This window comes from Halobacillus hunanensis (assembly GCF_900166655.1).
In the GTDB taxonomy this organism is placed as follows: Bacteria; Bacillota; Bacilli; order Bacillales; family Halobacillaceae; genus Halobacillus_A; species Halobacillus_A hunanensis.
The window spans coordinates 364,689-382,355 of record NZ_FVZB01000005.1; the positions used below are offsets into that span (position 1 = coordinate 364,689).

A 17,667-nucleotide genomic window follows, 5' to 3' on the forward strand; every position below is an offset into this window, starting at 1 on the left:
ATTGGAGGTTTATATATGGATAATAATGATATATTAATTAGATTACGATATGCCCTGGATATTAAAGATAAAGATGTGAGAGAAATATTTAAACTTGGCGGCGTTGACCTCACAAAAGAAGAAGTGTTAAAGGTACTCACTAAATCGGAAGACAGTTCCGATGATGACCATGACTATAACGGTGCTATAACGGAAAATGAAGAGCATATAAAGTGCACGAATAGTATGCTAGAGTCCTTTTTAAATGGCATGATTACTTTTAAAAGAGGAGCACAAGATCCAAAACCTGGACAACCAAATAAACCTGACCGGTCCATAAAGAATCATTCAAGTGTTAATAACGTCATGTTAAAAAAAGTGAAAATAGCACTTAAATTAACGAGTGAGGATATAATTGATATTTTGAATGAAGCAGGGGTCACGATCACAAAAGGTGAATTAAGTGCGTTATTAAGAAAAGAAGGACACAAGAATTACAAAGAGTGCGGGGATAAGTACGCCAGGAATTTCTTAAAAGGGTTAACGTTAAAATATAGAGGATAAGAAGGACGGGCAAATAAAAAGGGTGCAAGTACATCGTCGTACTCGCACCCTTTTTATTACTATCTTTTATTCACAGAAGCATCGTAAATCGAATCAACGGCATTTTTCAATGCGGTATTAAATTCTTCTTCAGATTGATTGGCATTTAAGTCAGCGGACAATGCACGGGAGAAGCTCGCTATGAGCCCGTCATTTTCTTTTAGCTTCTCATTCGCTTCTGCACGAGAATAGCCGCCTGAAAGAGCGACGACCCGAACAACGCGTGGATGCTCTATCAATTCTTTATAGGCATTGGCCGTTGTTGGAATTGTGAGTTTCAGCATCACGTTTTCGTCTTCTGATAAGTCATTTAAGTGTTTAATAATTTCTTCACGAAGGATTTCCTCCGATTTGTTTTTATCTTCACTGTTAATATTGACTTCTGGCTCAATAATCGGGATTAGGTCAGAAGCGATGATGCGTTTTCCGACTTCGAATTGCTGGTCCACAACTGCCTTAATACCGCTTTGATTTGGTTCATGGATGACAGAGCGCATTTTGGTACCGAAAATGTTCCGTTCGTTAGCACGTCTTAGTGTCTCATCTAAATCATGAATTGGTTTCATGAGCTGTACACCGTTTTCCTTTTCAGCTAGGCCATTATCGACTTTGAGGAAAGGCACAACTCCTTTATCAGCAAGGTAATCCGCTGTATATTTACCTTCGATTTCGCGGTCCATCGTTTGCTCGAAAAGGATGGCGCCAAGAATATGATCGGAATTAAATGCTGGTGACGTTATAATTCTGGTCCGCATTTGGTGAACCAGATCAAACATTTCATCCTCGCCAGAATAAGAATCTTCCGGCACACCATAAGCTGCTAATGCTTTTGGCGTGCTTCCGCCACTTTGGTCGAGTGCGGCGATAAATCCTTTTCCGTTGCTGATTTTATCAAATTGTTTGTTGTTCATCATTTCCACTCCTCTTTACAAAAATTCAATATACTCATTCTATACTATTTCCCCTATTTTCTCACATTTAACATAAATTGGCCAAAAAAGGTTAAGGGCTAAATTATAGTGATGGCGCTAGACTTGGCTGAGGTTTGCTAGTAGCTTTTTTACAAAGAAATTATGCAGGACCAAGTATCAAGGTGAAGTTCTAGACATCTTCAATCATTTCCGTTTACGATAAAAAGAAGCAAGTAATCGAATTGATACGTGATTGAACTTTTTAATTTGAAAGGATGGGGAAAATGAAAGTACTTGTAGTTGGAGCAAATGGGCAAATAGGAAAACATCTCGTTTCATTTATTCAGGACAGCGATAACCTGGAAGCAAAAGCCATGATTCGTAAGCAGGAGCAGGCTTCCTTCTTTGAAGATCTTGGTGCGGAAACCGCAGTGGTAGATTTAGAAAAGGACATCGAAACGATCGCAAAAGCTGCTGAGGGAGTGGATGCAGTTGTGTTTACTGCAGGATCTGGACCGCACACAGGGCCGGATAAAACCATTTTAATTGATTTGGACGGTGCTGTGAAAACTATGAAAGCAGCTAAAGCTGCTGGAGTAAAACGATTTATCATGGTTAGTTCATTTGATACGACGCGTGAAGCCATCCAGGCCGCCCCTTCGTCCTTTGCACCATATGTTGCAGCCAAGCATTATGCAGATGAGTGGCTTAAGTCAATGGATTTGGATTATACGATTATCCATCCAGGGCGGTTAACAAATGAGGAAGGAACAGGTCAGATAGAGGCTGCATACGAAGTGAACCGTGCTGAAATTCCTAGAGAAGATGTGGCACATGTTATCGTTGCCAGTCTGGAAAATGAGACAACGATCGGTAAGGAATTTCAGGTAGTAAGTGGAACGAAACGTATTAAGGAAGCTATACCGTCCGTATAAGGGAAGAAGGACGTTTCATTTAGTAAAGACAATTCGCCGATATGGTGAATTGTCTTTCTATTTTCCTGGAATAACTTGTTGAAAAACCAAAGAACTATGCTAACTATGCTCCTTCGAACTTAGCTATCATAGGTCGCTATGTGCCAATAAAAAAAGTCTGATTTATTGATGCTCCAATCGATATATTAGGCTTTTTTCTTTTAGTTGACAAACCAAATCATTTGCTATAAAATTTATCTTGAATTAGAGATAAATTAATTAAGGATTTGATGCCCATGAAGCAGTATGATGAAAAAGATTTGTCCTTAAAATCATTTATTGTTCTTTCTCGTGCAAGTCATGTTGTGGAAGAAAAGATTAGAGAAGCTATTCAAAAACATGATTTGAATCCGACGGAGTTTGCCGTTCTGGAACTGCTTTATCATAAAGGTGACCAGCCGATACAACGTATTGGGAAGAAGATCTTGCTTGCCAGCGGCAGTGTTACGTATGTTGTTGATAAGTTAGAAGGAAAGGAGCTCCTGCAGCGGATCAGATGTCCAGAAGATCGGCGCGTTATTTATGCCAGGGTCACAGACAAAGGCAAGAATCTGATGGATGACATTTTTCCGCAACATGCAAGAGATGTTCAACATATATTTGAAGAGTTAGATGAGACTGAAAAGAAAACACTGATTTCTTTGTTAAAGAGGTTGGGTCTTTCTTTGAAGGACAACTAAATTTTTTTGTTATTTATATTTAATTCGAGATAAATGAATTAGAAGTAAATGAGTCGACATAATACAAACGAAAGGAGCGGAAACATGACGAAGGCTACAGAAGGTATCCACCACATTACAGCAATTGTAGGGGACCCGCAGGAAAACGTTGATTTTTATGCTGGTGTTCTTGGATTAAGATTAGTAAAAAAGACCGTAAATTTTGATGACCCAGGCACTTACCATTTGTACTTTGGAAATGAGAATGGTCAACCGGGAACAATTATGACCTTTTTTCCTTGGGCGGGCGCCCATCAAGGTCGGATTGGTACTGGCCAGGTTGGTACAACTACATTTGTGGTCCCTGAAAATGCCCTCGGTTTCTGGGAAGAGAGGCTTCTGGCATTCAATGTGTCGGTAAATAAAGAAACCCGCTTTGGTGAGGAATTTCTTCTATTTGATGATCCGCACGGCTTGCACCTTGAAATCGTGGCACGAGAAGGAGGCCCTAAGAGTAGGTGGGAAACCGGTGATGTGACACCTGAATTTGCTATTAAAGGATTTGGAGGGGCGATCTTAAATACAGCTGCTCCATACAAAACGGCAGATTTACTTGAAAATGTCTTGGGAATGGAAAAAGTTGGCCAGCAAGGTGACTATCTCCGTTTTCGTTCTTATGGTGAATTAGGAAATATCATTGATATTCAATTAACGGCAAGCCCAAGAGGTGAACTGGGGGCTGGTACTATTCATCATATTGCTTTTAGAGCAAAAGACTTTGAAGACCATAAAGATTGGCAGACCCATATTGCTAATAAGGGATTCTTCCCGACAGATGTAAAAGACAGGGATTATTTCGATGCCATTTACTTCCGGGAACATGGCGGATTATTATTTGAGATTGCCACAGACCCGCCAGGATTCACACGTGACGAGCCGTTCGAAGCATTAGGCGAAAAGTTAAAACTTCCTCAATGGCTCGAAACACATCGCTCAAGAATTGAAGAAGTTCTTACACCTATAACTGTGCGAGAACGTAAGGGGGAACAATAATGAAACACATTTATCATAAAGGAACGGACTTGGAAAAGCCAACTTTCCTTTTGCTGCATGGTACCGGAGGAACAGAGACCGATTTATTACCGATCGCGGGGATGATTGATGACTCTGCATCAATTCTGGGGGTTCGTGGCAACATAAGTGAAAATGGTATGCCTCGATTTTTTAAAAGACTTGCTGAGGGTGTATTTGATGAAGAAGATTTGATCAAGCAAACGAAAGAGCTGCATCAATTTCTTGATACAGCTGCCCATGATCATGACTTTAATCGCAGCCATATGCTTGCCATTGGCTATTCCAATGGGGCAAATATAGCTGCCAGTCTGCTATTCCACTACCAAAACTCTTTACAGGGAGCCATATTATTGCATCCTATGGTACCGCGTCGAGGTATCGAACTACCTGATTTAACTGGACTTCCTGTATTCATCGGTGCCGGGACGAATGATCCGATTTGCAGCCCTGAAGAAACTGAAGAATTAGCTGAAATGTTGGAAAAAGCCGGGGCTCTTGTAGAAGTTCATTGGGAGAACCAAGGGCACCAGTTGACAAAAAGTGAAATTGACAAAGCGGCTGAATGGTACAGGGCGACATCTCTTAAAAGATAAAGTCAACAGTTCTATGATTCGGGTAAATAAGTTACAAAATAAGCATTTGATTTTTTGAATAGGAGATATACCACATGGGAATATTAAATTTTTTTAGAAAAGATACAAAAGGGAGCGATTCAACAATGGAAAATGTAAAATTAGCAGTGATTTATTACAGTTCAACGGGCACAAACTACGAAATGGCAAAATGGGCAAAGGAAGGTGGCAAGCAGGCAGGTGCTGAAGTGAAGCTGGTCAAAGTCCCTGAACTAGCACCACAAGCAGCGATTGATAACAATCCAGCGTGGAAAGCTCATGCAGATGCAACCAAAGATGTACCTGAGGTAGCCCTCGAAGACCTTGAGTGGGCTGATGCAATTATCTTTAGTATGCCAACTCGTTTTGGTAATTTGCCGGCACAAATGAAACAATTCCTTGATACAACAGGTGGACTTTGGTTCAATGGGAAGCTGATTAATAAAGTGGTTAGCGGAATGTCTTCAGCAAACAACCCACACGGTGGTCAAGAAGCGACAGTTAAGGCACTTTATACTTCTATGATGCACTGGGGTGCGATTATTGCTGCTCCTGGATACACAGATCCTGTGCAATTCACTTCAGGCGGGAACCCATATGGTGTTAGTGTGACAGTTGATCAGGAAGGAAACATGCAAGAGGATATAGAGGATGCAGTTAAACATCAAGCTAAACGTACAGTTACAATCGCTTCCTGGGTAAAACAGGGTCAACAATAATTCAACGCTGTATTTCTTAGATATTTCTTAGACATGTGGAGGGTTCAAGTTCTCCACATGTCATATACATAACAATGACTTTTCTAGAGTTATATACCCGAAAACAGTATATGTACCCATAACAAAAACACGAACGTATTCGCGAGAAGTTTGTGTTTTTGTTATGTAGAGAGCCATTAAACAGCAACAATTCTTATGTTTACCCCATTCCTGGATCTCCAGGATCTTTAACTGAACGGTTGGTATGAACAAACTGAAAGGAACCAAGGATGTGTTTTATGATCATCAATCCTCCTTAAATTACAAAGTTTGTAGTGTGTGAAAAGTATGAACAACTTCTATTTTGGTATTCATAGGGGGCAAAAAGGTTTAATAAGTCAAAATATTCTAAACATAATTCTGAGTATAAAGGAGTGGTTAAGAAAATTCAGTCGAGTTTTGTAGAATTATTAAAATTTGCTAAAAAGTTTTTGAGTTCCCTTTAGGAACGCCAAGATTAGAGCTTTTTAAACTTGTAATATATGTACGGACAGGCAATACCCAAAAATGAATCAGAATAGTGGTATAATCAGACTAGGATAATTGGTAATAAGATAAGGGAAAGCGTAAAAACCTTAAGTAATACAAGTGTTTTTACGCTTTTTTTCTATTTATAAAGAATGGAATGGACATAACGTATTGACCTTGTTGTGCACCCCACAGTTTATGATGGAATGGGAGGGAAAGGATGCACAAGATTAGTGAATTTGCTGATCCAAAAAAGAAAGCCATACAGGACCAGATAAACCAGATAAAGGAACTTCAGATACGGATAGAAGAAATAGATGATTTTCTCGCATCTGGAAAGGAGGACGTGCCATGATCAGTTGGAAAGAAGAAAGAATCATTGAAGCTTCTATCGAAGAGGTGTGGGAGTTATTTTCCGATGCTCAAATTCACCGCATCATGCCTAAGGTTGAGGAGCATCAACTTATTGAAAAGACTGAAGAAGAAGTGGGAGCCAAACATCGCCAGAGCTACCGTGAAGGAAAGCGTGTCGAAACTTATATCGTCGAAACATTGTCGTATGAAGATCTGGAAGATAAGAAAAAGAAGCGTATTAGCTTTGTGCTGGGTTCAGCCTTTGAGATCGATCTTACCTTCACGTTAGTAAAAGTAGGAGAGAATCGCACGAAATTTATCTATGAAGGCAGTAATAAAGGAACGAACTTTGTAGGAAGAGCGATGCTTAAGCTGGGTGGCAAGAAAGGGAATCATAAAGTAGTGGGAGAATTTATGGATCGAGTGGAACAGGAAGCAGTAAATGGGTAAATTTGGTTAGCGGAAAAAATAAGCGTCATGGGAAACACGTAACGAAGCAGGATAATACTGTCTCTCTTCTGTTCATATCATAAATAGCAATCTATTTTTGTCGATGAGGGAGGAGTTACGTGATTCAGTGTGAAGGTTTTTGGACCTGTATATCACCTGATGCCTGGATTACAAGCGGCGGAACATTAATAGGGGCATTTCTGGGGGCATTAATTGCTGGCCTGATCACCTTACGTGCCAACAAGAAAATGATTGAGTGGCAAGAGAAACTAAGGACAAAAGATAAAGACGACTATTTTAAAATTATTTCGCAACAATTTATAGATCAATTTGAATTAATTGATTCCAAAGTCCAGATGGTGATTGAAACAAACTTTGATAAAGAAGTCTCGAAAGAGGTCGGTCGCTATATATCGGATAACATAAATGGTATCGATGCGACTCTTGATATTAAACAAATGAATCCTGAAGATTACAAGGTTTTTAATAAATTGTTAGAAGGTTACCGTTATATATCATATGAACTCGTTTATATGATGGATGAACGTTCACCTAATTTAGAAGTTATGAACATGATTAAAACAGAGATGGAAAATACTTTGAAACAAATTAAAAATACCTCTCCACCGGATTTCCAATGAAGGAAAGTGGTTAGACCGCATGAGAAAAGAGAAGGTTGAGCGTAGCTTTGCAGATTCAAAAGAACTGCATGGGCTGCGCTATTGCCGCCTGCAGAAAAACAGGGGTTCTCCACAAGCTGTAAAAGCTCCTTTAGTGGGAGCTTTTATTGTAGTTAATAATAATAAATGAATTATAGATTAAACTTTTTTAAGCGATATTGAAGACTTTGTCTGCTAATGCCAAGAATTTTTGCAGACCTTGAAATATTATGGTTATTTTCAGCGAGAATTTGTTGAATATAAAACTTTTCAACTTCAGCCACTTTATCCTGTAACGTTTTTGTTCCTTGTTCAGATTCAGACATAGCAGCCAGGGGGAGCTGTTCACTCTGAGAAGAAGGTGCTTCATTTGCTTGGTACCTTTTACGAAACCGTACAGGCAGGTTCTGCAATGTAATGATTTCTTCTCCCATAATTAAATTCATGATCCCTTCGATCGTATGCTCCAATTCCCTCACATTTCCCGGCCAGTCATGCTGTTGAAGCAATTGTATAACATCTTCATCTACCCCTTTGACATCCATATTAAATAAAGCATTATATTTATTTATGAAACTCTGGCCAAGCAGTAAAATATCCTCTTTTCTGTCTCGGAGCGGAGGGACAAATAAAGTAACAACACTAAGGCGGTAATAGAGATCTTTTCTTAATCGGTTGTTCGTTACAGCTTCTAATGGATCTTCGTTTAGTGTAGCAAGGATGCGTACATCTACATGTTTATCTTTCATATCTCCAACTCTTCTAATTGATTTCTCTTGAATCACTCTTAATAGTTTTGCCTGAAGAGCGGGGTCTAACGAATTGATTTCATCCAGTAATAATGTGCCGCCATCTGCTTGTTCAAACAGCCCTGGTCTATCGATGGCTCCTGTAAACGCTCCCTTTTTAGTCCCAAATAGCAGACCTTCCATTAAATTATCTGGTATAGCTGCACAGTTTTGAGATATGAAAGGTGCGCCGGAGCGGCTGCTGCCGTTATGAATACTCTGGGCAAATAATTCCTTTCCCGTCCCCGTTTCTCCTACTATGAGCACAGAAGAAGGCGTACGAGTTGCCCGCTTCGATTCTTCAATAACCGATTCCATCAAATCACTTTGCCCGATAATATCTTCAAAGGTAAACTTTGTATTTTGTTTACGAAGCACGTTTTCCTTAATGACACGTTCAAGATGAGTTACATCTTTCGCCATTTCAATTGCTCCCGTAATTTCACCATCTTTTATGATAGGGAAGGAGTTGTTAACCGTTGTGATCTCCTTCCCTTTATTATTGAAGTAGGTTTGTTTGACGTTCTTGGTCGTTTTTCCGGTTTTTAGTGCTTTGACTAGTGTACTGTTTTGACTTTTATCGAACATGAAAACGTCTAATAAATTCTTATCAAGGACATCTTCACCTGTCATTGATTCAATCTCCATCATTTTTTTGTTATAAATGATGGTTTTTCCTTTTTCGTTAATAACATGAATGCCGACATCAACTTCATCAAGGAGTTTTTCATATAGTTCGTTCATTTTCATTAATGAATTATTTATCACAATCTGTTCGTCCATATTAACTCCTCCTATTATGTATAGTTTAATAGAGTAATTGCTGAACTGCAAAATAATTTGGCGTTATTATCTTTTTTTTATAAAAAGTGCAAAATGATATTGCTTGTTGGTCAAGCATGGATCAATAAAATAGCGTCAATTCAAGAGGCCAATATGTTGGCATGAAAATTGCATAGTAAGTTAAGTGGAAACTATTATATATATTTCAAGGAGGAGTTAGATGACTAACACAACTGTAAAAACAAAGGAAATCATAAATCAGACGGAAGAGTATGGGGCAAATAATTATCACCCGCTCCCAATTGTTATCTCAGAAGCTGAAGGTGTCTGGGTTAAAGATCCTGAGGGCAACACCTATATGGATATGTTAAGCGCATACTCAGCTGTGAACCAAGGACACAGACATCCTAAAATTATTGAAGCGTTAAAAAAACAGGCTGATCGCGTCACGCTGACATCACGTGCTTTCCATAACGACCAACTTGCACCATTCTACAAAAAAGTAACTGAACTAACGAAGAAAGATATGGTGCTTCCGATGAATACAGGAGCTGAAGCGGTCGAAACGGCTGTGAAAACCATCCGTCGCTGGGCCTATGAGAAAAAAGGTATTCCTGAAGGTAAGGCTGAAATTATCGCATGCGAAGGCAACTTCCATGGAAGAACGATGACGGCTGTTTCGCTGTCATCTGAACAAGATGGTCATCATAGCTATGGCCCCGTTCTTCCAGGAATAAAACTGGTTCCCTATGGTGATATCAATGCATTAAAAGAAGCTATCACGCCAAATACTGCAGGCTTTTTACTCGAACCAATTCAAGGAGAAGCGGGAATTGTAATGCCACCGGAAGGTTTCTTGAAAGAGGCCTATGAGGCATGTAAGAAGGAGAATGTTTTATTTGTTGCTGATGAGATCCAAGCGGGTCTAGGCCGTTCAGGAAAGATGTTTGCCTGTGACTGGGAAAATGTTCATCCTGACATGTACATTCTAGGAAAAGCTCTTGGCGGAGGAGTGATGCCAATCTCTTGCGTGGCAGCAGACGAGGATATTTTAGGTGTCTTCACTCCAGGCTCGCATGGTTCTACCTTCGGAGGGAATCCTCTTGCTAGTGCTGTAGCAGTTGCTTCATTAGATGTAATTGAAGAAGAGAAGCTTGTAGATCGTTCTCTTGAGCTTGGTCAGTATTTTCAAGAAAAGCTGAAAGAAATTGATAATCCTGTAATTAAAGAAATACGCGGCAAAGGACTATTCGTTGGAGTAGAATTGCATGAGCCGGCCCGTTCTTATTGTGAAAAACTAAAAGAAGAAGGACTGCTGTGTAAGGAAACACATGAAAATGTCATCCGTTTTGCACCACCGCTCGTGATCAAGCAGCAAGACCTTGATTGGGCAATTGAAAAAATTACTCAAGTGCTATCCAAATAAAGACTGATCTATTCCATAGGAGTGAGAATAATGGCAACGACTGATCTTTTAAAGAACAAGCAGCTAGAGAATAGTCCGAAAGCAGAGTCACTCGATTTGTTCAAATCCACACAGGTTGTTATTGAAGAGGCCATTCAGAGTTTGGGTTATCCTGAAGAAACTTACGAATTACTAAAAGAGCCAATGAGAATGTTTACGGTCCGCATTCCTGTCCGGATGGATGATGGGAAAATTAAAATTTTCACAGGCTACCGTTCGCAGCATAATGACGCTGTTGGACCAACAAAGGGCGGTGTCAGATTCCATCCGGAAGTTAATGAGAAAGAGGTAAAAGCACTCTCGATGTGGATGAGTTTAAAATGTGGCATCACAGATTTACCTTATGGCGGAGGGAAAGGCGGCATTATTTGTGACCCTCGCGAGATGTCTTTTCGGGAATTAGAGGGTTTGAGTCGCGGATATGTTCGCGCAATCAGTCAAGTCGTTGGACCAACGAAAGATATTCCAGCTCCAGATGTATTCACCAATTCACAAATTATGGCCTGGATGATGGATGAATACAGTCGAATTCGTGAGTTTGACTCTCCAGGTTTTATTACGGGGAAACCAGTTGTCTTAGGCGGTTCTCATGGTCGGGAAACAGCGACCGCAAGCGGTGTGACGATATGTATTGAGGAAGCAGCCAGGAAAAGGGGAATCCAATTAGAAGGAGCCCATGTTGTGATCCAGGGATTTGGAAACGCAGGAAGCTTCCTGGCAAAATTCATGCATGAATCGGGTGCAAAAATTGTTGGCATTTCAGACGCGCATGGGGCCATTTATAACTCAGACGGACTAGACATTGAGTATTTACTGGACCGCCGTGATAGTTTTGGTACAGTTACTAATCTGTTTAAGAATACCATTACGAACGAGGAACTGCTTGAAAAGGAATGCGATATTCTTGTACCAGCAGCCATTTCCAACCAAATTACAATGCAGAACGCCAAGAATATAAAGGCTTCCATCGTTGTAGAAGCCGCAAATGGCCCTACAACTCTTGAGGCCACTAAAATACTAACCAAACGCGGGGTCCTCCTGGTTCCAGATGTTCTGGCAAGTTCTGGTGGAGTGACGGTATCATACTTTGAATGGGTACAAAATAATCAGGGCTACTACTGGACCGAGGAAGAAGTTGCAACGAAAATGCGACAAGTAATTGTAGATGCTTTTGACAAGGTACACTTGGCATCTCAGAAGCATCAGGTTGATATGCGTTTAGCTGCCTATATTGTCGGTGTACGCAGAATGGCGGAAGCTGCCCGCTTTCGTGGATGGGTATAAAAGTTATATGGACGGACGAAAAGTGAGCATTACTCGGAATTCCTATAAAGAGGGGGAAAAAATATGAAGGAAGTCCTTCAGACTGTTTATAGTCCTTGCCATGGTTCTGTTAAGAAGGTATTTGTTAATTCATCGTCATATGTTTATGAATGGGAGCCACTGTTTTTAATTGAAACAAAAGAGCAAAATGAGGTGGAAGTAGCTGTTGGGATCAGTGGTGATATCATATCTTTAGATATTGTACAAGGACAGGAAGTAACTCCGAAAACGGTGTTAACCGAGTTGAGGGACGATCTTGAGATTACCGGTAGTGACTAGAGGGAGTTCAACTTCCTCTAGTTTCATTTGAAAACGTTTGCATTTATTGCATAATTTGCAAAATAATGTTTGTACAAGAAAAATTGTAGGCAACACGAAGTGGACTTTTTTCCACGAGACTAAATACGCCTTTAATTGGGAAGGGAGTTATGTATGAGCGAAGCTGCCCAGAGTAAGGAACACAGTTATTCTCAGAATGATGAAACGAAACCAAGAAAGGGGTATAGCGTTAATCACTTACTGAAATTCGCGATTCCTTCTTTAGCTGGAATCTTTTTGTTTATGATACCTCTTAGTATTCAAGGAGAAATTACCATTCCAGTCGCCTTACTGGCGAGCTGGATTCAAAGCACATTCGCTGGAGTGTTACCGGAATTCATAACGAGCGTGATCATTTTAACAGCTGTGATGACGGTTGTAACGAAAGCTTTCAAGCCTGATTGGATTTTGGAAAAGCCATTCTTGAAAGGTCTTTTTGGGGTGTCGACAGTCTGGTTTTGGACAAGGATGCTGGCCATGATATTTGTAATCATGACCTTCTTTGAGATAGGTCCTCAGTTCATATGGTCAGATGCGACCGGGGGATTGTTGTTTAATGATCTAATCCCAGCTCTGTTTGCGGTATTTCTTTTTGCGGGACTGCTCTTACCGTTGTTACTGGACTTTGGATTGCTCGAATTGTGCGGAGCTTTATTTACTAAAATTATCAAACCAGTTTTTACCTTACCAGGCCGATCCTCCATTGATTGTCTGGCGTCTTGGCTGGGGGACGGTACAATCGGTGTGCTTTTGACTAACAAGCAATACGAAGAAGGGTATTATACGAAAAGAGAAGCAGCTGTCATCGGGACCACCTTCTCCGTTGTCTCTATCACATTTACGATTGTTGTCCTAACACTTATGGATCTCCAACATATGTTTTTTCAATATTATTTAACCATCGTTGTTGCAGGTTTAGCTGCAGCCTTAATTTGCCCGCGCATCCCGCCGCTTTCCAGGAAACAAGACCAGTATTATGAACACGCGGACAATCATTTTAATGAAAAAATCCCTGGAGATGTCTCTTCACTTAAATGGGGGATGGATCAGGCAGTAGAAAAAGCGAAATCAACCAGGTGGACATCGGTTATAAAAGGTGGAGGGCAAAATGTTTTGGATATGTGGATGGGGGTTATCCCCATCGTAATGGCGATTGGAACGGTAGCATTGATTGTTGCTGAGTACACGCCGGTATTCGAATTTATTGGAGCGCCGTTTATCGTTATCCTTAACTTGCTGCAAATTCCCGAAGCAGCTGCAGCCGCTCCATCCATGGTTGTTGGCTTCGCAGATATGTTTCTGCCAGCAGTTCTAGGGAGCGGTATCGAAAGTCCTTTAACTAGATTTGTCATCGCTTGTGTATCGGTTACCCAATTAATTTATATGTCGGAGGTTGGCGGGCTTTTGCTTGGTTCCAAACTTCCGGTTAACTTTAAAGATCTTGTGATCATTTTTATTGAGCGAACTTTAATCACACTGCCAATTATCGCTTTGATGGCACACTTATTCTTTTAATTTAGAAAGGATAATAGTTATCGATATGTACAAAATGCTATGAAGTTTGGAAAGCCCTCAACAAGCTAACAAGGTTGTTGGGGGCATATTTAGGTGTGCAATTTGAATAAAAAATACCACCGAGAGTGCATCTCGGTGGCAGAATCATAGTCTAATTATTTACCAATGAACATTTGAGTCCAGTAGTTACCTTCTTCCACATATCCTACACCAATGTGTGTGAAGGAAGGGTTCATGATGTTTTTACGGTGACCTTCACTGTTCATCCATCCTTGAACCACTTCTTGTGGAGAAGTTTGTCCCATTGCAATATTTTCTCCGGCACTGCGATAGTCAATACCGTATGCATTCATCATATCAAACGGTGACCCGTAAGTCGGGCTATTGTGGGAAAAGTAGTTTTTTTGCTGCATATCAAGAGATTTATCTCCTGCTACTTTACTTAATTCTACATCTAGTTTCAGTGGTTCTAGTCCTGCTTGAGTACGCTCAGCATTTGTTAATTCTACAACCTTTTTCTCAAATGCTGATACGACTGAACTGTCGGCAGATTGTTCTGTTTGCTCCTTAGTTTGAGCTGTTTCTTCGGCTTGTGGTTGAGCCTCGGCTTTTGTTGGCTGTTTTGGTTGAGCCTCAGCTTTAGCTGGCTGCTCTTCAGCTGGTGCTGGTTGTTGCTCAGCCTTAGCCGGTTGTGGCTGCTGGTCTTCTTTAGCAGGTGTGCTAGGCTGTTCTGTTTTTTCTTGAGCCTTTTGAGGTGTTTCTGTTTGCTGCTCAGCTTGAGCTGGCTGCTCCATTCCAACCTGGGCCTTTTCTATCTGTTTTAAGATGGATTGGATTGAGCTACCTTCTTGAAACTTCCCAATCATTTCCTCCCAATTTGTCGAGCAATCTATATTAGTGTTCTTCTGATCCGCAGTCGACGCTTGCGTTGCTGCTGGAGCAAATAAAAGCGATGCCGCTACGGCTCCAGAAATGATAAATGACATACCTTTCATGTTTTACTTCCTCCTTTTGGGTTTTTGTCTTTCCGACTCTTTTATACTATCATTCGATTTTTGTAATATAGTAGGATAAATCTGGTTAACTCTATTTTTCTAGTGCTAATAAGTTGACAAAACAGGTATATACATAGAAAAATTCAAGTTATCCTTGATAACACGGGGGTTCCCTTATTTGGCCTTCATAGAAAAAATCATCATGTATTGGAATTTATAAGGATATAAAGAAAAATATTAACAATGCATTTAGGTTGACAAGCTTTTTAACGGCAAGTTTTTGTTACGAATGTTACTTCAATATTACAATTGTTTGCTACTTATATAGGAATAGGGACCCATATTCTATAAATAATGGAAGGGATTTAGTAATCCATCAAATGTAAACGGAAAAGTAGGGAGGAGAAGGAAAAATTAAAATCCCGTACCACCGTTAGAGTGGTACGGGATTGCTTACTTGAGCACACAGGTTACAAACTAGCTACGGTATAATGATACACACCGTTTCTCATAATTTTATTAATCTGACCCCTGGTTTCTAAATAGTCGAGCTGCCCGATAATCTCTGACATAACTAGGGAGAATTGTTGGTTGTAAGTAGAACCGTAATAGCTTTGGGCAATTTCTCTGCCTGTTGAAGCACCCTTCTCAATAAGGGATATGATTTTATTTCCCTTTTGGTCAATACGATTTAATCGCTTTTTAACTAATGCCTGAGGATTGTGAATGATAGCTCCATGACCAGAATAGACAAGTTGAACGGGGAGGGAAGCAATGGATTTTAAGGACTCGACGCTTTGATAGAGGGTCGGCAGTCGCTTTCCATTTTCATCAGGTTCAACTAAAGCATTGCTGGAAATGTGCTGGATAAGTACGTCAGCTCCTAACAAAACTCCAGCTTTTTCTTCCCAAAGTCCGATTTGGTCAGGAGCGTGGCCTGGAAAGTGAAGAACACTTAACCCGTCAAGCGGAGCTTCTTCAATTGGTGAAAGGTTTGCTTCTACGGCAAGGTGACGATTATTTTCGAGGGAGCGCTTTAGATGATTAACCTGTACTTCTCCTCTTTCTCCGCAGTCAAATTCATTATATAAGGTTTCAAAAAACTGGATGCGCTTCTTCAAAAATGCCTCATCTCTTTGCAGGCGGGGGAAAGCTTTTCTATGAGCGTAAACAGGGATATCATGTTGTGCAACGATTTGATCCACCAAACCACAGTGATCAATGTGGTGATGACTGAGGACAATGCCTGTCAGCTCTTTAAGTTCGAATTGGTTTTCTTCTAAAGTTTGATGAAGCGCATGCCAGTATGAATCTCCTGTCCAGCCCGCATCAAATAATAGCAGCTGATTTTTGGTTGAAAGGAGATAGAAATTTACTGTTTTCAAACTGCCCGGAGTTGGTACAGAAATCGGATATAAATTGAAAGTACTTGTTTGAGATTCAATCATATTTATCACGCCCCTATCTAAAAGTTCTATTTCGGCAGAGAGATCTTTTGCTAGAATTATACATTATTTAATGCGTTCATTCCACATTTTGACACCTCAGATCATCCATTCATTTCCATTTTTAAAAAGGAGCGGCTGCATCATCTGCATGCTGCTCCTTTTTGGCAGATTACTCTTTATAGCTTCCTAACGATGAGGGATAATGTCTTGTCTCAAAAGTATAGCGTCCTATCTCATAATGTTAACGCCCTAACTCGAGGTGATAGTGACTTAGCGTAGGAATATAGCGACCTAACCTCATTTGGATAGACTGTCTTCGTTGACTTACTTACTAGTTACTGTAGATTGAAAAGGTTCCTCGGCAATTTTAATCGATTCTGTAGGACAGCCTTCTTCGGCATCTAGTAAATCCTCTTCTAAGTCTCCGATTATTTCAGTGATGCCTTTGTTATCGTCCAGAATAGCGTCAGCCAATCCTTCATCATCATAGCCAAAAATATCAGGAGCCGTATCCCCACATGCTCCACAAGCGATGCAAGTATCTTTATCAACCATTGTGAATTTAGCCAATATCATCGACCTCCTGTAAAAAATTTATTAAGCGAAAACACTCGTGCTGTGCTTTGGCTGAACCTTGGCTTTTGGATCCATATAGGCCTTTGCATTGTTTACAGCGGTAGGGCCTTCGCCAAAGCCACTGGCAATTAATTTCACTTTTCCATCATACGTACAAATATCTCCTGCAGCATAAACTCCTGGGATAGCCGTTTCCATTTTGGAATTTACGACTATTGAATTCTTGTCAATTTCTAATCCCCAGTTTTTCATAGGCCCGAGAGAGGCTAAGAATCCAAAGTTCACGATGACGTCATCAACTTTAATGCAATGTTGATCGTCGTTTTTCTTACTATGCCTGATTACGGTTTCATTAATTAATTCCTCATTCCCATTAAATCGTTCAGGTTTATATGGAGTTTTAATGGAAACTTTGCTATTAAGAAGCTGTTCAACGCTATGTTCATGGGCTCTGAATTTATCTCTTCGGTGAACAAGAGTAACCTGTTTCGCTAAAGGTTCTAACATGAGGGCCCAGTCCACAGCGGAATCTCCTCCCCCAAATAGCAGAACGTTTTTATCCTTGAATCGATTTAAATCTTTAATATGGTAATGAAGGTTTTTCCCTTCATACTGCAGGGCATCCTTTAAATCTAGCTTTCTAGGGCTGAATGCCCCATTTCCTGCTGTTATGATCACGGTTTTTGTATAGTGTACTCCTTGGTTTGTTGTTAACTTGATCGTCTGGTCTTCCAGAACTTCTAAATCCTCAACCATTTCCTCTAAACAAACGGTAGGGTCAAAATAATTAGCTTGCTCTGTTAATCGATCAACCAGGTCCTGAGCTTTTACTTTAGGAAAGCCTCCAACGTCATAAATGTACTTCTCCGGATATAGTGCGGTGAGCTGGCCTCCCAAATGCGGTAAACTTTCTACAATTTTGACGGATGACTGTCGCATTCCAGCATAAAAGGCTG

Annotated in this window: 20 protein-coding genes; 14 read left to right on the forward strand and 6 right to left on the reverse strand. The window is 40.4% G+C overall.

The annotated features are described in order from the left end of the window. Positions 1-15 precede the first annotated feature (15 nt). A complete protein-coding gene (locus B5354_RS02845) occupies positions 16-543 on the forward strand; it encodes a YehS family protein (RefSeq protein WP_079525725.1) in 528 nt (175 codons plus the stop codon). 59 nt (positions 544-602) lie between these two features. Here B5354_RS02845 and B5354_RS02850 read toward each other — a convergent pair whose 3' ends face one another. After that, positions 603-1,493: a fructose bisphosphate aldolase gene (locus B5354_RS02850; protein WP_079525727.1), complete on the reverse strand. Its 891-nt coding sequence runs from the start codon at positions 1,491-1,493 to the stop codon at positions 603-605. A 284-nt stretch (positions 1,494-1,777) separates the two neighbouring features. Between B5354_RS02850 and B5354_RS02855 the strand changes: the two genes are divergently transcribed. The 9 genes from B5354_RS02855 (at position 1,778) to B5354_RS20395 (ending at position 7,651) form a co-directional block, all read left to right on the forward strand. After that, positions 1,778-2,428: an SDR family oxidoreductase gene (locus B5354_RS02855; protein ID WP_079525729.1), complete on the forward strand. Its 651-nt coding sequence runs from the start codon at positions 1,778-1,780 to the stop codon at positions 2,426-2,428. A gap of 275 nt (positions 2,429-2,703) precedes the next feature. Continuing rightward, the gene (locus tag B5354_RS02860) at positions 2,704-3,147 is read left to right on the forward strand and encodes a MarR family winged helix-turn-helix transcriptional regulator (protein WP_176142390.1); all 444 of its coding nucleotides are present in this window, start codon (positions 2,704-2,706) and stop codon (positions 3,145-3,147) included. An 84-nt stretch (positions 3,148-3,231) separates the two neighbouring features. Beyond that, a complete protein-coding gene (locus B5354_RS02865) occupies positions 3,232-4,179 on the forward strand; it encodes a ring-cleaving dioxygenase (protein ID WP_079525733.1) in 948 nt (315 codons plus the stop codon). Next, the gene (locus tag B5354_RS02870; protein WP_079525735.1) at positions 4,179-4,793 is read left to right on the forward strand and encodes an alpha/beta hydrolase; all 615 of its coding nucleotides are present in this window, start codon (positions 4,179-4,181) and stop codon (positions 4,791-4,793) included. Before B5354_RS02865 ends, B5354_RS02870 begins: the two co-directional genes overlap by 1 nt. Before the next feature lie 74 nt (positions 4,794-4,867). Then, a complete protein-coding gene (wrbA, locus tag B5354_RS02875) occupies positions 4,868-5,530 on the forward strand; it encodes an NAD(P)H:quinone oxidoreductase (RefSeq protein ID WP_079525736.1) in 663 nt (220 codons plus the stop codon). A gap of 727 nt (positions 5,531-6,257) precedes the next feature. Then, entirely contained in the window at positions 6,258-6,392 is a 135-nt protein-coding gene (locus B5354_RS20840) for a hypothetical protein (RefSeq protein WP_281252720.1), read from the forward strand. Continuing rightward, positions 6,389-6,841 (forward strand): SRPBCC family protein, encoded by a 453-nt coding sequence (locus tag B5354_RS02880; protein ID WP_079525738.1) that lies wholly within the window; start codon positions 6,389-6,391, stop codon positions 6,839-6,841. Before B5354_RS20840 ends, B5354_RS02880 begins: the two co-directional genes overlap by 4 nt. A 119-nt stretch (positions 6,842-6,960) precedes the next feature. After that, positions 6,961-7,482 (forward strand): hypothetical protein, encoded by a 522-nt coding sequence (locus tag B5354_RS02885; protein WP_079525740.1) that lies wholly within the window; start codon positions 6,961-6,963, stop codon positions 7,480-7,482. Between the two features lie 19 nt (positions 7,483-7,501). Continuing rightward, positions 7,502-7,651 (forward strand): hypothetical protein, encoded by a 150-nt coding sequence (locus tag B5354_RS20395; protein ID WP_176142391.1) that lies wholly within the window; start codon positions 7,502-7,504, stop codon positions 7,649-7,651. A gap of 1 nt (position 7,652) precedes the next feature. On the opposite strand, the gene B5354_RS02895 is transcribed toward B5354_RS20395, so the two are convergent. Next, positions 7,653-9,071, reverse strand: a complete 1,419-nt coding sequence (locus B5354_RS02895) for a sigma-54 interaction domain-containing protein (RefSeq protein ID WP_079525744.1) — start codon at positions 9,069-9,071, stop codon at positions 7,653-7,655. 220 nt (positions 9,072-9,291) lie between these two features. Between B5354_RS02895 and B5354_RS02900 the strand changes: the two genes are divergently transcribed. The 4 genes from B5354_RS02900 to B5354_RS02915 all read left to right on the forward strand — a co-directional run bounded on the left by B5354_RS02900 (position 9,292) and on the right by B5354_RS02915 (position 13,692). Further along, positions 9,292-10,497 carry an ornithine--oxo-acid transaminase gene (locus B5354_RS02900; RefSeq protein WP_079525746.1) on the forward strand — a complete coding sequence of 402 codons (1,206 nt, stop codon included), beginning with the start codon at positions 9,292-9,294 and terminating at the stop codon, positions 10,495-10,497. Between the two features lie 30 nt (positions 10,498-10,527). Next, positions 10,528-11,820 (forward strand): Glu/Leu/Phe/Val family dehydrogenase, encoded by a 1,293-nt coding sequence (locus B5354_RS02905; RefSeq protein ID WP_079525747.1) that lies wholly within the window; start codon positions 10,528-10,530, stop codon positions 11,818-11,820. Between the two features lie 63 nt (positions 11,821-11,883). Continuing rightward, positions 11,884-12,138 carry a biotin/lipoyl attachment domain-containing protein gene (locus B5354_RS02910; RefSeq protein ID WP_079525749.1) on the forward strand — a complete coding sequence of 85 codons (255 nt, stop codon included), beginning with the start codon at positions 11,884-11,886 and terminating at the stop codon, positions 12,136-12,138. 153 nt (positions 12,139-12,291) lie between these two features. Beyond that, positions 12,292-13,692: a YjiH family protein gene (locus B5354_RS02915; RefSeq protein ID WP_079525751.1), complete on the forward strand. Its 1,401-nt coding sequence runs from the start codon at positions 12,292-12,294 to the stop codon at positions 13,690-13,692. A gap of 155 nt (positions 13,693-13,847) precedes the next feature. On the opposite strand, the gene B5354_RS02920 is transcribed toward B5354_RS02915, so the two are convergent. From B5354_RS02920 to B5354_RS02935, 4 genes are all read right to left on the reverse strand, one after another. Continuing rightward, positions 13,848-14,687 carry a CAP domain-containing protein gene (locus tag B5354_RS02920; RefSeq protein ID WP_079525752.1) on the reverse strand — a complete coding sequence of 280 codons (840 nt, stop codon included), beginning with the start codon at positions 14,685-14,687 and terminating at the stop codon, positions 13,848-13,850. Positions 14,688-15,157: 470 nt separating this feature from the next. Continuing rightward, complete coding sequence (locus tag B5354_RS02925) at positions 15,158-16,135, reverse strand: MBL fold metallo-hydrolase (protein ID WP_079525754.1); 978 nt, start codon at positions 16,133-16,135, stop codon at positions 15,158-15,160. 324 nt (positions 16,136-16,459) lie between these two features. Continuing rightward, positions 16,460-16,705 carry a ferredoxin gene (locus B5354_RS02930; RefSeq protein ID WP_079525756.1) on the reverse strand — a complete coding sequence of 82 codons (246 nt, stop codon included), beginning with the start codon at positions 16,703-16,705 and terminating at the stop codon, positions 16,460-16,462. Between the two features lie 27 nt (positions 16,706-16,732). Continuing rightward, positions 16,733-17,650 carry an NAD(P)/FAD-dependent oxidoreductase gene (locus B5354_RS02935; RefSeq protein ID WP_425432089.1) on the reverse strand — a complete coding sequence of 306 codons (918 nt, stop codon included), beginning with the start codon at positions 17,648-17,650 and terminating at the stop codon, positions 16,733-16,735. Between the last annotated feature and the right edge of the window lie 17 nt (positions 17,651-17,667).